General features: G+C 71.6%; 21 protein-coding genes. 8 read left to right on the top strand and 13 right to left on the bottom strand.

Translation table 11 applies throughout. The features are described 5' to 3' along the window. Positions 1-111: 111 nt before the first annotated feature. Together G3I65_RS27975 and G3I65_RS27970 are read right to left on the bottom strand one after the other, a co-directional pair. Positions 112-405 carry an iron-sulfur cluster biosynthesis family protein gene (locus tag G3I65_RS27975; protein ID WP_086859505.1) on the bottom strand — a complete coding sequence of 98 codons (294 nt, stop codon included), beginning with the start codon at positions 403-405 and terminating at the stop codon, positions 112-114. A gap of 81 nt (positions 406-486) precedes the next feature. After that, positions 487-897 (bottom strand): hypothetical protein, encoded by a 411-nt coding sequence (locus G3I65_RS27970; protein ID WP_160698758.1) that lies wholly within the window; start codon positions 895-897, stop codon positions 487-489. Positions 898-1047: 150 nt separating this feature from the next. Between G3I65_RS27970 and G3I65_RS27965 the strand changes: the two genes are divergently transcribed. The 4 genes from G3I65_RS27965 to shbA all read left to right on the top strand — a co-directional run bounded on the left by G3I65_RS27965 (position 1048) and on the right by shbA (position 3362). Next, complete coding sequence (locus tag G3I65_RS27965; protein ID WP_160698757.1) at positions 1048-1521, top strand: GtrA family protein; 474 nt, start codon at positions 1048-1050, stop codon at positions 1519-1521. 209 nt (positions 1522-1730) lie between these two features. Beyond that, the gene (locus G3I65_RS27960; protein ID WP_160698756.1) at positions 1731-2084 is read left to right on the top strand and encodes a DUF202 domain-containing protein; all 354 of its coding nucleotides are present in this window, start codon (positions 1731-1733) and stop codon (positions 2082-2084) included. A 70-nt stretch (positions 2085-2154) separates the two neighbouring features. Beyond that, positions 2155-2451: a DUF202 domain-containing protein gene (locus tag G3I65_RS27955; RefSeq protein ID WP_160698755.1), complete on the top strand. Its 297-nt coding sequence runs from the start codon at positions 2155-2157 to the stop codon at positions 2449-2451. A gap of 323 nt (positions 2452-2774) precedes the next feature. After that, entirely contained in the window at positions 2775-3362 is a 588-nt protein-coding gene (gene shbA, locus G3I65_RS27950) for an RNA polymerase sigma factor ShbA (RefSeq protein ID WP_125306479.1), read from the top strand. Positions 3363-3392: 30 nt separating this feature from the next. Here shbA and G3I65_RS27945 read toward each other — a convergent pair whose 3' ends face one another. Genes G3I65_RS27945 through G3I65_RS27935 form a run of 3 tightly spaced genes read right to left on the bottom strand, consistent with a single transcriptional unit; the run spans position 3393 to position 5543 of the window. After that, positions 3393-4241, bottom strand: coding sequence for an amidohydrolase (locus tag G3I65_RS27945; RefSeq protein WP_160698754.1), 849 nt, complete (start codon positions 4239-4241; stop codon positions 3393-3395). Further along, positions 4238-5200, bottom strand: coding sequence for an aldo/keto reductase (locus G3I65_RS27940; protein WP_160698753.1), 963 nt, complete (start codon positions 5198-5200; stop codon positions 4238-4240). The genes G3I65_RS27945 and G3I65_RS27940 overlap by 4 nt, the downstream gene beginning before the upstream one ends. A gap of 4 nt (positions 5201-5204) precedes the next feature. Continuing rightward, positions 5205-5543, bottom strand: coding sequence for an L-rhamnose mutarotase (locus G3I65_RS27935; RefSeq protein ID WP_160698752.1), 339 nt, complete (start codon positions 5541-5543; stop codon positions 5205-5207). Positions 5544-5623: 80 nt separating this feature from the next. Here G3I65_RS27935 and G3I65_RS27930 point away from each other — a divergent pair, with 80 nt between their 5' ends. Next, positions 5624-6355, top strand: a complete 732-nt coding sequence (locus G3I65_RS27930; RefSeq protein WP_160698751.1) for a FadR/GntR family transcriptional regulator — start codon at positions 5624-5626, stop codon at positions 6353-6355. A gap of 28 nt (positions 6356-6383) precedes the next feature. Here the strand turns inward: G3I65_RS27930 and G3I65_RS27925 are convergent, their stop codons facing one another. From G3I65_RS27925 to G3I65_RS27900, 6 genes are read right to left on the bottom strand one after another with little or no spacing between them, the layout of a single operon-like run. Further along, on the bottom strand, positions 6384-7397 hold the full coding sequence (locus tag G3I65_RS27925; protein ID WP_160698750.1) for an ABC transporter permease: 1014 nt from the start codon (positions 7395-7397) through the stop codon (positions 6384-6386). Next, complete coding sequence (locus G3I65_RS27920) at positions 7394-8917, bottom strand: sugar ABC transporter ATP-binding protein (protein WP_160698749.1); 1524 nt, start codon at positions 8915-8917, stop codon at positions 7394-7396. Before G3I65_RS27920 ends, G3I65_RS27925 begins: the two co-directional genes overlap by 4 nt. After that, a complete protein-coding gene (locus G3I65_RS27915; protein ID WP_163046765.1) occupies positions 8914-9954 on the bottom strand; it encodes a sugar ABC transporter substrate-binding protein in 1041 nt (346 codons plus the stop codon). Before G3I65_RS27915 ends, G3I65_RS27920 begins: the two co-directional genes overlap by 4 nt. A gap of 30 nt (positions 9955-9984) precedes the next feature. After that, positions 9985-10731 carry an SDR family NAD(P)-dependent oxidoreductase gene (locus tag G3I65_RS27910; protein ID WP_160698748.1) on the bottom strand — a complete coding sequence of 249 codons (747 nt, stop codon included), beginning with the start codon at positions 10729-10731 and terminating at the stop codon, positions 9985-9987. Beyond that, positions 10724-12028, bottom strand: a complete 1305-nt coding sequence (locus G3I65_RS27905; protein WP_160698747.1) for an enolase C-terminal domain-like protein — start codon at positions 12026-12028, stop codon at positions 10724-10726. The genes G3I65_RS27910 and G3I65_RS27905 overlap by 8 nt, the downstream gene beginning before the upstream one ends. A 2-nt stretch (positions 12029-12030) precedes the next feature. After that, positions 12031-12882: a fumarylacetoacetate hydrolase family protein gene (locus G3I65_RS27900; protein WP_160698746.1), complete on the bottom strand. Its 852-nt coding sequence runs from the start codon at positions 12880-12882 to the stop codon at positions 12031-12033. A 204-nt stretch (positions 12883-13086) separates the two neighbouring features. Between G3I65_RS27900 and G3I65_RS27895 the strand changes: the two genes are divergently transcribed. Further along, positions 13087-14310: a multidrug effflux MFS transporter gene (locus G3I65_RS27895; RefSeq protein WP_160698745.1), complete on the top strand. Its 1224-nt coding sequence runs from the start codon at positions 13087-13089 to the stop codon at positions 14308-14310. Here the strand turns inward: G3I65_RS27895 and G3I65_RS27890 are convergent. Then, positions 14286-14660 carry a hypothetical protein gene (locus G3I65_RS27890; RefSeq protein ID WP_160698744.1) on the bottom strand — a complete coding sequence of 125 codons (375 nt, stop codon included), beginning with the start codon at positions 14658-14660 and terminating at the stop codon, positions 14286-14288. The genes G3I65_RS27895 and G3I65_RS27890 overlap by 25 nt on opposite strands. A 21-nt stretch (positions 14661-14681) precedes the next feature. Continuing rightward, complete coding sequence (locus tag G3I65_RS27885; RefSeq protein WP_160698743.1) at positions 14682-15905, bottom strand: NAD(P)/FAD-dependent oxidoreductase; 1224 nt, start codon at positions 15903-15905, stop codon at positions 14682-14684. A gap of 205 nt (positions 15906-16110) precedes the next feature. On the opposite strand from G3I65_RS27885, the gene G3I65_RS27880 reads away from it, so the two are divergent. Both G3I65_RS27880 and G3I65_RS27875 read left to right on the top strand, forming a co-directional pair. After that, the gene (locus tag G3I65_RS27880) at positions 16111-16314 is read left to right on the top strand and encodes a hypothetical protein (RefSeq protein WP_086859537.1); all 204 of its coding nucleotides are present in this window, start codon (positions 16111-16113) and stop codon (positions 16312-16314) included. Positions 16315-16372: 58 nt separating this feature from the next. Continuing rightward, the coding region (locus tag G3I65_RS27875; RefSeq protein ID WP_160698742.1) for an SDR family oxidoreductase at positions 16373-17218 on the top strand (846 nt) is incomplete at its 3' end.

Genomic DNA, 17218 nt, shown 5'->3' with positions numbered 1-17218 from the left:
GACGTGAATGACTCATTCCTGTCGCCGGACGACATGAATGAGTCATTCACGTCATTCGGCAACCGGGCGAACGGACCTCTCGCGGCACTGCGAAAGGCCCGTCCGCCGGGGTCAGCTCGTGTGCTGGGGCAGCACCGCGAAAGCGACTCCGCCCGCTTCGTCCTCCTGGACGTCCAGCACCTTGTCGTCGAGCAGCGCCGCCGCCTGGGGTTCCAGGAACACCTTCGGGCCCTCGTCGGCGCCCAGCACGCTGTCGCCCTCCGCGGGTTCCGGCGCCACCGACAGGGCCAGCTGGGCGCTTTCGCCGTCGGCGTTCTGTACCGCCAAGCGGAGTCCGGCGTCGCCCTCCCCCTGGCTGGTCAGTGCGGTGATCGCCTCGGCGGCGGCTTCGGTCACGGTCAGCATTTTCGGCCTTCCCTTCGTCGCGGTCCGATGCACTGGTGCCCCACGCTAGAGGCGGCCGAACGGACGCGCAGTCTGAGCGGATCAGCCCTGCCGGGCCTCGCGGATGGCGTCCGCCACCGAGCCGCCCGCGTAGTCCGCCCGCTCGCCGGGATCCGGGTCCGCGTGCCGGTGCGGCACCTCGTCTCCCGGGCTCACCGGCTCGAAGTCCGGCGGGGCGTCCTCGATCGTCTCGTCGAGCTCCGCGGCCGGCGTCGCCGCGAGGGGACGCTCCGGGACCTGCTCCGGCTCCGTGTCCGGCTCCTCCTCGGCCAGGCGCTGCTTCATCGGCTCGCCCTCGCGGATCTCGCCCGGCGTGGTGCCGTGGCGGTTCGCGGCGCTCCAGTGCTCCGGTGGCTCGACGCCCTCTTCGAGCGGATCCACGCGCAGCTCGTCCTCGTCCAGTGCTTCGCTCGGGCTCAAGCTGTCCGGTTCGGCCGAGTCACGGTCACTCACCTGTCGTCTCCTCGCGCTCGGGAACTCGTCGTCACCCGTGACCTACCCCGGACGTCGGGGGCCCGAAACCCCGGCGGTGTCACGGGGATCACATTTCTTCAACCGCTTTAACACATTCACAAGTTTGTGAACGCAAGGTAGGTTGGGATCATGGCCACCACCAGGTGCGCACCGGAGCGCCGGCTGCTCGCCACCGACCCGGACCGCCACCACGAGCTCGGCACGCACGCCGCGTGGTACGTCGTCGCCGGCGTCGTGACGACCGGTGTCCAGGCCCTCCTCTTCCTCCTGCTCCGCGACGAACTCGGCTCCCAGGTCGCGAACCTGGTCGCGATCGCGCTCACGACGGTCGGCAACACCGAGTTCCACCGCCGCGTCACCTTCGCCGGGCGGCCCAGCAATGCCGGGAAGCGGCACCTGCAGGACTTGCTGACGTTCGCGTTCTACGCCGGGTACGGCTCCGCGGTGCTCGCGCTGCTGGACGCGCTGGTGGACCGGCCGACGTCGTGGGAGGAGACCGGCACGCTGCTGCTGGCGAGCTTCGTCGGCGGGTTCGTGCGCTTCGCGGTGCTTCGGTGGTGGGTGTTCGCACACCGGACGGCTACGGCGGCGCACAGCGCCTGACGCCACGGGGCCCGGCCGCAGCTGCCCAGCACCGCCCGCCATCAGATCCGGCGTCCGCACGCGGGACTCCGCCGACACGTGGGCGCCCGCACACCCGGCTGCCACCGCCGCGCACAGCGGCTGAAGCCGGGCAGGTCGCGCTGCCGACACGAGTGGGCGCCCGCACACCGGGCAGCCGCTCCCGCGCACAGCGGCTAGCGTCTGCAGGCGTGGCCTCGGACGACATCAAGCCCCACGCCGGCGGCACCGAGCCGGACTACCGGTTCACGCTGGCGAACGAACGCACCTTCCTCGCGTGGCTCCGCACCGCACTCGGGTTGCTCGCCGGCGGGGTCGCGGTGCACCAGCTGGTGCCGTCGCCGGCCGCCGCCAGTGGGGTGCTCGCCGGATTGTGCGTCGTGCTGGCCGCCGTTCTCGCCGCGACCGCGTACCCCCGTTGGCGGCGGGTCCAGGTCGCGATGCGTGCCGGAGAGCCACTGCCGCGGAGCCTGATGATCCTGGTGCTGACCGGCGGGCTGCTGGTCCTCATCGTCGCCGCCGCGGTGCTCCTGGCCGTCTCGTGACGCCGCGAATACCGCGTCCTCGCGATTATCACCAGGTCAGAATTACCGTCATGAGCCCGCGGAGCCGGTCGTGAACCCGGCGAGCGGGGCGCAAGCCGAGCGAACCGGCCTCGCCTGGCGGCGGACGGCACTGGCGGCCGCCGCCTGCACGGTACTGCTCCTGCACTCGGCCGCCCAGCGCCATTGGGGTGTCACCTTGGTGCCCGTCGTGCTGTCCGCGGGCACGTCTGCCCTGCTAGCGGCGTTTGGAATGCTGCGCGAACGGGCCTTGCGCACGCCCGAACCGGGGCCCGCGCGGCGCGTACTGCCCGCGATCGCGTCGCTCGCCGTGACCGCGACTGCCGCTTCCGTGTTCGTCTTCCACTGACGAGTGAACTCGGCACATCCTGAAACCGATTAATCGCAATGTGCGGGGGCTGGTCGCGGGAACATCACGGTCGATGCTGCGAACGGGGTATTGGTCGTTGAAATCTGGACTGACCGCCTCGGAGGTGCTTACGATTACCCAGCGTCGCACGGAGCGCAGATCAGCCCGGGTCTCCCGGAGTATCTGCAACCGGAAAGTCACGGAGAGTGGAGCCCCCCGGCAGCGGCGGTCGAGGGTCGGCCGGGGAGACGACCATGACAGCACCGCCGAGTACCACCGAGGAACCCGCCAGCGCCGTTCGCGATTATCGCACTCCGGAGTCATTGCCCCGGCCCAGCGGACGGCTCACCAAGGAGGACCTCGACCCCCTGGTGAAGGACGCGGGTGAGGGGAACCCCGCGGCCATCCACTCCCTGCTCCAGATGATCGAGCCGGTGGTGGTCCGCTACTGCCGCGCGCGCATGGGCGGGCGCGACCTCTCCTACCTGTCGGCCGACGACGTCGCCCAGGAAGTCTGCCTCGCCGTGCTGAAGGCCCTCCCCGACTACCAGGACCGCGGCGGCTCGTTCCTCTACCTCGTGCACGCGATCGCGGCCAACAAGGTCGCCGACGCCTACCGCGCCGTCGCCCGCGACCGCTCCGAGCCCGTCCCCGAGCTCCCGGAGCGCCCGCTGGTCGCCGGCAACGAGCCGGAATCCCACGCGCTGCACCTCGACCTCGGCGCGCGCCTCGGCCGGCTGCTCGCCTCGCTGCCGCGGGTGCAGCAGGAGATCCTGACCCTGCGCATCGCCGTCGGCTTCTCCGCGCAGGAGACCGCCGAAGCGCTCGGCATCTCCCCGGGCAACGTGCGCGTGACGCAGCACCGGGCGCTGACCCGGTTGCGCGGCATGATCAGCGACGACGAGTTCTGAGCTTCCCAGCGGCGGGCGGGGAACCCTCTTTTACCCCCTGGAAGGGGGCTCCCCGCCCGCGTCCAAGCCGTAGACCGCCCGGGCGTTGTGCTCGAACACGGCCAGGCGCTCCGCGTCCGTCAGCCCGCCCGTCAGCGCGACCGCCGCGTCCACGACCAGCTCGTAGGACGCCGCCAGCTCGCACACCGGCCAGTCCGAGCCGAACAGCAGGCGGGACGGCCCGAAGACGTCCAGCACGTGGTCCACGTACCGGCGCAGGTGCCCGACCTCCCAGCCGGTCCAGTCCGCCTCCGTGACCAGGCCCGAAAGCTTGCACACGACGTTCTCGCGCGCCGCCAGCTCGGCCACCCCGGACGCCCACGGCTCCCACTCCCCCGCCGCGATCGGCGGCTTGGCCGCGTGGTCCAGCACCAGCCGCAGCTGCGGCAGCCGTCCCGCCAGCGCGGTGGCCGCGGGCAGCTGGTCGACGCGCACCAGCAGGTCGTACGCCAGGCCCGCCGACGCCACCGCGTCCAGCCCGGCCAGCACGGCGGGGCGCAGCAGCCACTCCTCGTCGGGCTCGGTCTCCACCTGGTGCCGGACTCCCACCAAGGGGCCCGGCACCGCCAGCCGGTCCGCCACATCCGGGGCTTCGAGGTCCACCCAGCCGACGACCCCCGCGATCACCGGCTCTTCGGCGGCGATCGCCAGGAACTCCGCCGTCTCTTCGGCCGAGGACACCGTCTGGACCAGGACGGTCGCGTGCACGCCGGCCGCCTTCGTCACCGCGCGCAGGTCGTCCACGGTGTACGGACGGCGGATCGGGTCGAGCGCCGCCCCCGCCATCCAGGGGTAATCGCGGCGCGCCGGGTCCCAGAGGTGGTGGTGCGCGTCGATCATGAGACTCCTTCGGCGATGACGGCGTCGGCGCGCAGCAGGCCCGCGTCGACCAGTTCGGTCCACAGCTCCGGCGGCACGACCGCCCGGGCCCGCCGCGCGTTGACGCTGACCTGGGCGGGATCGTGCGCGCCGACGACGACCGACGCCACCGCGGGGTGCGCCATCGGCAGCGCCAGCGCCGCTTCGGGCAGCTCGACGCCGTGCCGCGCGCAGATCGCCGCGATCCGCCCGGCGCGCTCGACCAGCTCGGGCGGCGCCTCGGCGTAGTCGTAGACGCGGCCGGGCTCGGCCGTCGCCAGGATGCCGCCGTTGAACGCGCCGCCGGCGACCACGCGGACCCCGCGGTCGAGGCAGAGCGGCAGCAGCTCGTCGAGGGCGGGCTGGTCCAGCAGCGTGTAGCGGCCGGCCACGAGCAGGACGTCGAGGTCGGTGCGGCGGACGAACTCGGCGAGCATCGGCGCCTGGTTCATGCCGGCGCCGAACGCCCCGATCACGCCCTGCTCCCGCAGCTCGCGCAACGCCGGGAAGGCCCCGCGCAGGGCTTCCTCGAAGTGGTCGTCGGGGTCGTGGACGTAGACGATGTCGACGCGGTCGAGCCCGAGCCGCGTCAAGCTGTCCTCGAAGGACCGCAGGACGCCGTCGCGGCTGAAGTCCCACCGGCGCCGGTACGCGGCCGGGACGGCGAAGCCCTGGTCGTCCTGCCGCCCGGCGCCGTCCGGATCGGGTTCGAGCACGCGGCCGACCTTCGTGGACAGCACGTACTCGTCGCGGGGGTACGCGCGCAGGGCCGCGCCGAGGCGGGTCTCCGAGAGGCCGAGGCCGTAGTGCGGCGCGGTGTCGAAGTACCGGATGCCCTCGTCCCAGGCGCGGTGCACGGTCGCGGCCGCCGTCTCGTCGGTGATCGCGTGGTAGAGGTTGCCCAGCTGCGCGCAGCCGAGACCCAGCGGGGACAGGTTCACCGCGTCACTCCTTCGCCGGCAGTTCCCAGACCAGCCCGATGCCGGTGTCACCGCCGGAGTAGTCGTCTTCGACGGCCAGCAGCTCGGCCATCCTCGCCTGCCAGGGGACGTTCGCGGGATGGTCCCGCAACGCCGCCCGCATCGCCGCGTAGTCGTCGACTTCGACGACGTGGAAGAGGTCGAGACCGTTACGCCAGATCCGCCAGGTCCGGACGCCCGCTTCGCGCAGCGCGGTGTCCAGCTCGGGCGGGATGACGGCGTGGACGGACTCGTACTCGGCCTCCTTGCCGGGCTTGAGCCGGGTATGCAGAGCCACTCTTTGAGGTGCGGGCTGGTGGGTCATCACCCCTCCTTCGCCGGGACATGGCACGCTGGTGTCGAACACCGAAACATCCGAGGTCTGGTGCAGGGAGGACGGACACGATGCCCGTCACCGATGTCGCGATCGACAAGATCAAGGACATGATCATCTCCGGCGAGCTGGCGCCGGGCGACCGGCTGCCGAAGGAGGCCGAGCTGGCACAGCGGCTCGGGCTCTCGCGCAGCTCCCTTCGGGAGGCCGTCAAGGCGTTGTGCCTGATCAGGGTGCTCGACGTCCGCCAAGGCGACGGCACGTACGTCACCAGCCTCGAGCCGAACCTGCTGCTCGACGCGATGACGTTCGTGGTCGACTTCCACCGCGACGACACCGTGCTCGACTTCCTCGCCGTGCGGCGGATCCTCGAGCCGGCCGCGACCGCGCTGGCCGCGCTGCACATGAGCGACGACGACATCACCGAGCTGGGCCAGCTGCTCGGCGAGCTGGAGGACTCGCCGACCGTCGAGGCGCTGGTCGCCAACGACCTCCAGTTCCACCGCAAGATCGCCGACGGCTCCGGCAACCCCGTGCTCTGCTCGCTGCTCGACAGCCTGTCGGGGCCGACCGCCCGTGCCCGCATCTGGCGCGGCCTCACCCAGGAGGGCGCGGTCGCGAAGACGCGGGAGCAGCACTCGGCGATCTACGAGGCCATCGCGGCGCGCGAGCCGGAAGTGGCGCGCTCGTGGGCGACCGTGCACGTCGCGGGCGTGGAGCAGTGGCTGCGCAACGCGCTGGGCACCGCGGACGACCCGACCGTGCCCGATTCGGACGACGGGCCGGCCGCGGAAGCCTCCTGACAGTGATCCGACGATCACGGAGTGACCATCAGGTCTGGGGCTTTCCGCCCGCGTACCGGGCGATGATCAGCGCGACCAGGATGATGGCGCCGTAGATCGCGCCCTGCCACTCCGCGCGGACGTGCGCGTAGTTGAGCAGGCTCGACACCGACGACAGCAGCAGCACGCCGGTCAGCGCGCCGACGAGCGTGCCCTTGCCGCCGTCGAGGGAGACACCGCCGATCACCGCCGCCGCGAACACCTGCAGGATCAGCCCGGAGCCCTGGTTCGCGCCCAGCGCGCCGACGTAACCGGTGTACGCGAGCCCGCCGACCGCCGCGAGGATCCCGGCGATGACGAACACCGCCCACGCGATCCGGTCGACGCGGACGCCTGCCGCCCGCGCGGCTTCGCGGTTGCCGCCGATCGCGTACAGCGCGCGGCCGACGCGGTGGTAGCGCAGCACCCAGCCGGCGATCGCGAACAGCGCCGCGGCCAGCCAGACCGACATCGGCAGGCCGGCGAACGTCGTCGTGGCGAGGTTGGTGAACGAGTCGGGCAGGTTGAACAGCGTCTTGCCCTGCGTCGACCCGACCTGCACGCCGCGCAGCACGGTCAGCATCGCCAGGGTGACGATGAAGGCGTTCAGCTTCAGCTTCACGATCAGGAAGCCGTTGACGAACCCGACCAGCGCCCCGCACAGCGGGATGATCAGCAGGCCGATCGCCGCGGGCAGTTCGACGCCGAAGCCCGCCGACGCCGCCGGGATCACGACCATCGCGCCGAGTGCCGGCGCCAGGCCCATCGTCGACTCCAGCGACAGGTCGAACTTCCCGGTGATCAGCACCAGCGACTCGCCCAGTACGACCAGCGACAGCGCCGCCGACGCGGTCAGGATGCTGACGATGTTGCTCCAGCCGACGAAGGTCTCGTCGACCAGCCCGCCGATGACGAACACCACGACGAGCGCGGGCAGCAGTGCCAGTTCGCGCAGCCAGAGGGCCTTCCGGCGCCGTGGTGGCGCGGGCAGCTCCGTTTGCGGAGAGGTCATCACGTCGGTCACGACAGCTCGACTCCTTCGATGTCGGCCACGAGGTCGCCGTCGGACCACCCGGCCTGGTGCTCGGCGACCACGGCCCCGGCGCGCAGCACCAGGACCCGGTCGCTCAGGCGCAGGTCGTCCAGCTCGTCGCTGACGATCAGCACCGCCTTGCCTTCGGCGCGCACCCGGTCGACGACCGCGAGCAGCGCCTCCTTCGACTTCACGTCCACCCCGGCGGTCGGGTTGATCAGCACGACCACCCGCGGATCGCTCAGCAACGCCCGCGCCAGGACGACTTTCTGCTGGTTGCCGCCGGAGAGGTCCGACACCGGCTGTTCGGCGCCCGCGGCCACGATGTCGTAGTCCTTCAGCGCCTGGGACGCCTTCGCGTGCCGCGTGGCCGGGGACGCGATCCCGCCGCGGCCCAGCTTGTCCAGGATGGACAGCGTGGCGTTGTCGGCGATCGTGTGCTCCAGCACCAGGCCTTCGTGGTGCCGGTCGCGCGGGACGCAGCCGATCCCCGCGCGCAGCGCCGCCGGGATGTCGCCGGGCCGCAGCGGCGAGCCGTCGACGCGGATCGTGCCCGCCGACGGCGTCCGCAGGCCGTAGACCGTTTCGGCGACCTGGTGCTTGCCGCTGGCGTTGCTGCCAGCGAACCCGACCACCTCGCCGCGGCGGAGCCGGAACGAAACGTCCCGGAAGCCGTCCCCGGACAGGCCGTCGACCGTGAGGATCTCCGCGGCGTCCGCTTCGAGGGACTCGCGCGAAGCGGCGTCCCGCACGGACAGGCCGCCGGGTTCGCCGGTCATCGCGTCGACCAGTTCCGCGCGCCCTACTTCCGCCACCGGCGCGGTGAGCACGTGCTTCGCGTCGCGCAGCACCGTCACGGCCTGGCAGACCTCGTACACCTCGTGCAGGTGGTGCGAGATGAACAGGAACGTCACCCCGCCCGCCTGCATCTGGCGCATCCGGTCGAAGAGCCGCTCGATGGCCTGGCTGTCCAGCTGCGCGGTCGGCTCGTCGAGGACGATGAACCGGGCGCCGTAGGACAGCGCGCGGGCGATCTCGACGAACTGCCGGTCCTCGACCGACAGCTCACCGGCCGGCGTGTCGACGTCGACGTGCACGTCCCACGAGTCGAGCAGCTCGCGCGCCTTGCGCCGCAACGACTTCCAGCCGATCGAGAACCCGCCGCCGGCCTGCCGGTTGAGGAACAGGTTCTCGGCGACGGTGAGCTGCGGGATAACCATCGCGTGCTGGTACACGCAGGCGACGCGCGCCTTCCAGTCGTCCTGTTTGGACAGTGGCGGGGCCGGCTCGCCGCCGAACTCGACGTGCCCGGTGTCCGTGGCGGACAGGCCGGTGAGGATGGAGACGAGCGTCGACTTGCCTGCCCCGTTGCGCCCGACGAGCGCGTGCGACTCGCCGGGGTGCACGGTGAGGCTGACGTCGTGCAGCGCCACGGTCGGGCCGTAGCGCTTTCCGACACCTACGGCGCTGACCACCGGGACGGCGGGTTCGCCGGCGGGCAGCGCGGTCACAGGTTGTTCCCCCAGAGGGCCTTGTCGTCCACGTTGTCCTTGGTGATGACCGGCGCGGGCAGCTGGTCTTCGAGGATGCCGGGGCTGATCTCGACGATGGTGCTGTCGTGGTCGGTCGGGCCCGGCTTGAACGTCTCGCCCGCCATGGCCTTCTTCAGCCAGTACAGGCCGTACTTCGCGTACGCGTCGGCCGGCTGGGACACGGTGGCGTCCAGCTCGCCGGCGCGGATCGCGGCCAGTTCCTGCGGGATGCCGTCGTTGGAGACGAGCACGATGTGCTTCGGGTCGCCGACCGGGAAGAACAGGTTCTTGCGCTTGAGCGCCTGCTCGGTCGGGGCCAGGTAGACGCCGCCGGCCTGCATGTAGACGCCCTTGATGTCCGGGTTCGCGGTCAGCATGCTGTCCAGCCCGGCGGAGGCCTTGTCGGCCTTCCACTCGGCCGGGATCTCCAGCACCTGGATGCCCGGGTACTTCGCCTTCATGCAGTCGCGGAAGGCTTCCGAGCGGTCGCGGCCGTTGACCGACGCGAGGTCGCCCATGATCTGCACGACCTTGCCGGACTTGACCTTCTCCCCGATCGCTTCGCACGCCTTGGTGCCGTAGGCCTTGTTGTCGGCCCGCACGACCATGGCGACCTTGCCGCTCTCGGGCGCGACGTCGACCGCGACCACCGGCACACCCTTGTTCTCGGCCTGCTTCAACCCGGCGACGATGGCCGCCGAGTCCAGCGGCGTCACGACCAGGCCCTTCACGCCCTGGTTGAGGAAGGTGCCGATGTCGGTGATCAGCTTGGCCGGGTCGCTGTCGGCGTTGACCGTCGGGAGGACGTCGACGCCCTCTTCCTTGGCCATCTTGGGCACGTAGTTGTTGTAGGCCTGCCAGAACGGCGAGGTCAGCAGGGGCAGCGTGGCCCCGACCTTCCCGCCGGCGCCACCGCCCGCCGCGGGCGCCGCCGCGTTGTCCTTCGTGGACCCACAGGCGGCCAGTACCAGGCCGCAGGCGGCGACCGCGGCCACCTTGATCACCTTCGTGCGCACAGCATCCTCCTTGATGACGGCGGAAAGTCTTTACTGGGGTGGCACTGGGCCGCGAGGACGCAGGCCGTACATGCCGCCGTCGACCGCCAGCGCCGTGCCGGTGGTCGAAGCGGAAAGGGGACTCGCGAGGTAGACGACGGCGTTCGCGACCTCCTCGGCGGTGACCAGCCGGCCCATCGGCTGGCGCGCCGCGAGGGCCGCGCGTTCGGCCGCCGGGTCGGCGGCGGCGTCGAGCAGCCTGCCGACCCACGGGGTGTCCGCCGTGCCCGGGCACACGCAGTTGACGCGGACGCGGTCGGGCAGGTGGTCGGTCGCCATGGCCAGGGTCAGCGAGAGCACCGCGCCCTTGCTGGCCGAGTACAGCGCGCGGTTGGGCAGGCCGGCCCAGGCCGCGATGGAGCAGGTGTTGACGATCGCCGCGGACGGCGAGTTCTTGAGGTGCGGCAGCGCGGCGCGGGCGAGCCGGACCATGCCGACGACGTTGACGTCGAACACGCGGTGCCATTCGTCGTCGTCGTTGGCCGTGACGTCGCCCTGCGCGCCGATACCCGCGTTGTTGACCAGGATGTCGAGGCGCCCGAAGCGTTCCACGACGGCGTCGATCGCGCTGCGCACTTCGTCGTCCGAGGAGACGTCGCAGCGGAAGCCGTCGTCGTCCGGCTTCAGGTCCAGCACCGCCACCCGCGCGCCGCGCTCGGCCAGCAGGGTCGCCACCGCCTTGCCGATGCCCGAGGCGCCTCCGGTGACGGCGGCCACCAGGCCCTCGAATTCACTCACTTGCGGTCTCCGTCCACTCGGGACCGTCCGGGAAGCGGAACCGGCGCAGCGTGGCGTCGTGCATGCGCGCGGAGAACCCGGGTACGGTCGGGGCGAGGTACCGGCCGCGCTCGACGACGGCCGGGTCGGTGAAGTGCTCGTGCAGGTGGTCGACCCACTCGATGGAGCGGTCCGCGTCGGTGCCCGACACCGCCACGAAGTCGAACATCGACAGGTGCCGGACCAGCTCGCACAGCCCGACGCCGCCGGCGTGCGGGCACACCGGGACACCGAACTTCGCGGCCAGCAGCAGGATCGCGAGGTTCTCGTTGAACCCGCCGACGCGGGCGGCGTCCAGCTGCAGCACCGAAATCGCGTCGGCCTGCAGCAGCTGCTTGAAGACGACGCGGTTCTGGACGTGCTCGCCGGTGGCGATCTTGATCGGCGCAAGCGCTTTCGCGATGGCCGCGTGGCCGAGGACGTCGTCGGGGGACGTCGGCTCCTCGATCCAGTACGGGTCGTACGGCGCCAGCGCGGTCATCCAGGTGACCGCGGCGGAGACGTCCCAGCGCTGGTTGGCGTCGACGGCGATCCGGATGCCGTCGCCGACCGTCTCGCGCGCGAGCTTCATGCGCCGGACGTCGTCCTCGAGGTTGCCGCCGACCTTGAGCTTGATCATCTCGAAGCCGTCCGCGACGGCCTGTTCGGCGAGCCGCACGAGCTTCGCGTCGGCGTACCCGAGCCAGCCGGGGGACGTGCTGTAGGCGCGGTAGCCGTGCGCTTCGAGCTGCTTGACGCGCTCGGCCCGGCCGGGTTCCGCGCGCCGCAGGATCTCCAGGGCTTCGGCCTCGGTGAGCGCGTCGGACAGGTACCGGAAGTCGACCAGGGAGACGAGATCCTCCGGGGTCATCCGCGCCGCGAACTGCCAGACCGGGAGGTTCGCGCGGCGGGCGGCGAGGTCCCACGCGGCGTTGACGATCGCGCCGACGGCCATGTGCGCGACGCCCTTTTCCGGGCCCAGCCAGCGGAACTGCGAGTCGCCGACGAGCGTGCGGGACAGGTCGCCGAGCGCGGCCGCGTCCTCCGGGACGTCCCGCCCGACGACGTGCGGGGCGAGCGCGCGGATCGCGGCGGCCTGGACGTCGTTGCCGCGGCCGATGGTGAACGCGAGGCCGTAGCCGTCCGGGCCGCCGTCGGCGTGCAGCACGACGTAGGCGGCGGAGTAGTCCGGGTCGGGGTTCATCGCGTCCGAGCCGTCGAGCTCCTTCGACGTCGGGAACCGGACGTCGAGGACCTCCATGCCGATGATCTTCGCCATGGTCAGGCCTGCCTCGCGGTCTGGCGCTGGCGGCCGAGGCCGTCGATCTCCAGCTCGATCACGTCGCCGTCGCGCAGGTACGGCTTCGGGTCGGGCTGCCCGAGCGCGACGCCTTCGGGGGTGCCGGTGTTGATCAGGTCGCCGGGGCGCAGCACCATCACCTGGCTCAGGTGGTGCACGATCTCGGCGACGCTGAAGATCATGTCCTTGGTGGACGAGTCCTGCTTCTTCTCGCCGTTGATCCACAGCCGCAGGCCGAGGTCCTGCGGGTCCGGCACCTCGCTCGCCGGGACCAGGGCCGGGCCGAGCGGGTTGAAGTTCTCGCACGACTTGCCCTTGTCCCACTGGGCGGTGCGGAACTGCAGCGCGCGCTCGGAGACGTCGTTCGAGACGACGTAACCGGCGACGTAGTCCAGGGCTTCCTCGACGCTGTCGAGGTAGCGGGCGGTCTTGCCGATGACGACGCCGAGCTCGACCTCCCAGTCGGTGCTCGCGGAGCCGCGCGGGATGAGGACGTCGTCGGCGGGGCCGACCACGACGTCCGGCGCCTTCATGAAGACAACGGGCTCGGTCGGCGGCGTCGCGCCGGTTTCCTCGGCGTGGCGGCGGTAGTTCATGCCGATGCAGACGACCTTGCCGGGCTGGGCGATCGGCGAGCCGACCCGAAGGTCCTCGACGTCGGCTTCCGGCAGCTCCCCGGCGGCGAGCGCGGCGGCCGCGCGCGCGATGCCGTCCGCGGCGAGGAAGCCGCCGTCGACGTCGGCGGTCAGCCCGCTCAGGTCGTAGGTGGTGCCGTCGCCGGCCCGCACGAACGGACGCTCACTTCCCGGCTCTCCGAGGCGCACTAGCTGCACGGATATTCCCTTCACCCACACCGACCAGACATCCGATGTATATCGCAGTCACGAGCCTGGATCCAGACCCAGCGGCGGATCGGCCGGAAATTGGTCGGATCGGTATCGGTTCACGCTCTTTTGAGCACAGGGTGTCACCGATCACAGCCGGAATAGCCCCGCCGCCGGGGTCGCTGGTCGGAGTCAGGACCCGGAGGAGGGCCGATGACCACCACGGCGGAACGTACCGCGACCAGCGGACGCGCGCAGCGGCTGAAGTTCGTCCTCATCCTGGGTGGCCTCTCGGCGTTCGGGCCGCTGTCGATCGACATGTACCTGCCCGCGCTCCCCCGGATGGCCGAGGACCTGCGCGCGGCGGACAGCACGGTCCAGCTGACGCTGAGCGCGTTCATCGTCGGGCTGGCGCTGGGCCAGCTGGTGCTCGGCCCGCTGTCGGACGCGCTCGGCCGCCGCCGCCCGCTGCTCGCCGGACTGGTGCTCTACGTCGTGGGCTCGATCCTGTGCGCGGTGAGCCCGGACGCGTGGCTGCTGGTCGGCGCCCGGTTCGTCCAGTCGCTGGGCGCGGCCGCGGGCATCGTGATCGCGCGCGCCACGGTCCGCGACCTGTACTCCGGCACCGCGATGACGAAGTTCTTCTCGACGCTGATGCTGGTCAGCGGCCTGGCCCCGATCCTGGCCCCGCTGCTCGGCGGCCAGCTGCTGAACTGGACGTCGTGGCGCGGGGTGTTCGTCGTGCTGACGGCGTTCGGCGCGCTGCTGCTGGCGGTGGTGGTGTTCTTCCTGCCGGAGCCGTCCCCGGTCCGCGTCCCGGCCCGGCTCGGCCAGGTGATGCGGACGTACGGGTGGCTGGTGGCCGACCGGTCGTTCGCGGGGTACGCGCTGGCGTCGGGGCTGCTGTTCGCGTCGATGTTCGCTTACATCTCGGGCTCGTCGTTCGCGCTGCAGGGCGTGTACGGGCTGAGCCCGCAGGCGTACAGCGTGGTGTTCGGCGTGAACGGCGTGGGGATCGTGCTGGCCGGCCAGCTCAACGGCCGCCTCGTCGGGCGGGTTTCCGAGCGGGTGCTGCTGGCGTGGGGCCTCACGCTGGGCGTGCTCGGCGGCGCTTTTGTGCTGGCGTCGGCGGTGTTCCGGGCTCCGCTGGCGTTGCTGCTGGTGTCGTTGTTCCTGCTGGTGTCGAGCATCGGGCTGGTGATGCCGAACGCGAGTTCGCTCGCGCTGGCTTCCCACGCCCGGTCGGCCGGGTCGGCGTCGGCGTTGCTGGGGGTGCTGCAGTTCGTGGTGGGAGCCGCGGCGACGCCGTTGGTGGGCTTGGGCGGGCCGGGAACGGCGGTGCCGATGGCCGCGACGATGGCGGGGTTCGCGGCCTTGGCCTTGGTGGCGTTCGTTTCGTTGACGCGGGGGCGTCAGCCGGTCGGCTTGGTCGCGTAGCCGGGGAGGCCGCACCAGTCCTCGCGGTTGAACGCCTCGGGGTGGTCGAGGATCTCGCGGACCCGGCGGGCCCAGGTTTCAAGCCAGGCGTCACCGGACTGCGCGGCGACCTCGGCCGTCTCGCGGAAGTCTTCCTTGGCCTGGGCGTGGCCGACCATGCAGTAGAGGCTGGACAGCAGGGTTTCGCGGGCGCGCAGCGGACAGGCCTGATCGGGGATGACCTCGAGCAGGACGGGCAGGTTCTCGGGCCAGGCGATGAGGATGTCCCAGTCCTGCTCCGGCTCGTCGTCGCCGCTGTACGCCCAGGCCCGGATTTCCGCGCCGGTCGGGAGGCGCCCTTCTTCGGTCATGCCCCGATCTTGGCAGAGTGCTCAGGTCAGCGAAGCGAGATCCGCGGTCTTGAGCTGCTCCGCCGTCACCTTGGCCCGGCCGTCCACCAACGCGCCCAGCGCGTCGCCGTCGTCCCACATGTTCACGTTCATCGCCGCCGCCACTTCGCCGTCGCGGAGCCAGAACGCCGTGAACTCCCGGGACGCCAAGTCGCCGCGCACCACCAGTTCGTCCGAAACCGGGTCCGCCAGACCGCGGTACTCGCACCCCAAGTCGTACTGGTCCGTGAAGAAGTACGGCGACGCCAGGAAAGGTTCGTTCTCCCCCAGCAGGTTCTGCGCGACGTGCGCGCCCTGGTCCTTGGCGTTCGCCCAGTGCTCCACGCGGATCCGGCGGCCGTGGCGCGGGTGGAAGTGGGCCGCGATGTCGCCCACCGCGTACACGTCTGGGGCCGCTGTGCGCAGGCCCGCGTCGACGCACACGCCGCCGTCGTCGGACAGTTCCAGGCCCGCCGCGTGGGCCAGCTCCACCCGGGGTGCCGCGCCGACCGCGATCAGGACCACGTCCGCCGGCAGCTCTTCGCCGTTGCCGAGGCGGACGCCGCGGACGCCGTCGGGGCCGCCCGTGATCTCCGCCACCTGTTCGCCCAGGCGGTAGTTGACGCCGTTCGCGACGTGCAGGTCGCGGAAGACGCCGCCGATCGTCTCGCCGATGACGTTGGCCAAGGGCACCGGGACCGGGTCGACCACCGTCACGTCCGCGTTGTGCGTGCGGGCCGCCGCGGCGGCCTCCGAGCCGATCCAGCCGGCGCCGACGATCACCACCCGCTCCGCCTCCGCGAACGCCGAGCGCAGCTTCAGCGAATCGTCCAGGGTGCGCAGGGTGTACAGCCCGGGCAGGTCGCCGCCCGGGACCGGGAGCGAGCGCGGCCGCGAGCCGGTCGCCAGTACCAGGCGGTCGTAGCGGTGCTCGCCGCCCGCGTCGTCGAGGACCAGGCGGGCGCCCAGCTCGACGCGGGTCGCCGTGACGCCGGGCGTGAAGCGGACGTCCTTTTCCGCGTAGAACTTCTCTTCGTGCACCCAGTCGGGCTCGTCGGTGTTGCCCAGCAGGATGCCCTTCGACAGCGGCGGCAGCTCGTACGGGCGGTGCGGATCCGAGCCCATCAGCAGGACTTCGCCGGTGTAACCCCGCTCCCGCAACGCGGCCGCGGCGGACGCCCCGCCCAGTCCCGCACCGACGATGACGATCTTCCGCGGCTCCGACATCAGCGACCTCCCACGACGACGAGACGGTGCGGACGGTACTCCGGAACCGCCCGCGCCACGACCGGGGGATACGCCGGAAATCCGCGAAGCGCAAGACAAAACCCGCGAGTAGGCAGATCGGGTGAACCGGCGTCATAGCACCGCCACGGCCCCCTCCCACCCTCGCACGAAGCACGTTCGACGAAGGAATCGGAGGGCGGCGACCATGAGTCGGGGCGAATGGTCGATCGGCTGTCGCGATCTGGCCGGCAGGCGCAGGGACGTGACGGTGTTCGTCAGCAACGACAAGGTGGTGCTGGTCGCTCCGCCCGGCGAGGCGGCGGTGCTCGGACCGCTCGACGTCGGACGGCTGCGGGCCGCGCTGCGGGACGCCGTCGTCGCGACGGCGGACGAGACGGCCCAAACCTGACAACTACCGTTCCTACTTTCCAGTAGGTTAGAGTCGGTCCCGACGGAAGGGACCGGCCATGACGACCTACTTCGTGACGGGTGCGACGGGTTTCATCGGGAAACGCCTGGTCGCGCGGTTGCTCCGGCGGCCGGAGACGTCCGCCGTGTACGCGCTGGTGCGGGAGACCTCCCGCGAGCGGCTGGCCGCGCTGAGCCAGGGCTGGGCGGGCGCGGAGAAGCTTCGGCCCGTGGTCGGCGACCTCGCCGAACCCCGGCTCGGCGTCGACCCCGCGGGGTTCGAGCACCTCGACCACGTCGTCCACCTGGGCGCGGTCTACGACCTCACCGCCGGCGAAGAGGCCAACCGGCGCGCCAACGTCGAGGGCACCCGGCACCTGCTCGCGTTCGCCGCCGCGGCGGGGGCGGGGCTGGTGCACCACGTGTCGTCGATCGCCGTCGCGGGCGACCAGGCCGGGCGGTTCACCGAGGCCGACTTCGACCTCGGGCAGCGCTTCTCCTCGCCGTACCACGCGACGAAGTTCCAGGCCGAGAAGCTCGTCCGCGAACAGGCCCTGCCCTTCCGCGTCTACCGGCCGTCCGCGGTCGTCGGCGACTCGCGCACCGGCGAGATGGACAAGGTCGACGGGCCCTACTTCTTCCTGCCCGCGATCTCGCGGCTGGCCGCGCTGCCCCGGCGGCTCCCGCTGGCCGCCCCCGACCTCGGCGCGACGAACCTGGTGCCGGTCGACTACGTCGTCGACGCGATGGACTTCCTGATGCACCGCGACGCGCCGTCCGGGTCGACCTACCACCTCGCCGCCGCGCGGCCGCAGTCGCTCAACTCCGTCTACAACGCCTTCGCGCGCGCCGCCGGCGGGCCGGTGGTCCGGGCCGCGCTGCCCGCCCGGCCCTCGGGCGTGGTC

The organism is Amycolatopsis sp. SID8362 (assembly GCF_010550475.1).
Lineage (GTDB): Bacteria > Actinomycetota > Actinomycetes > Mycobacteriales > Pseudonocardiaceae > Amycolatopsis > Amycolatopsis eburnea.
This window is presented reverse-complemented; position numbering and strand designations above follow the sequence as displayed.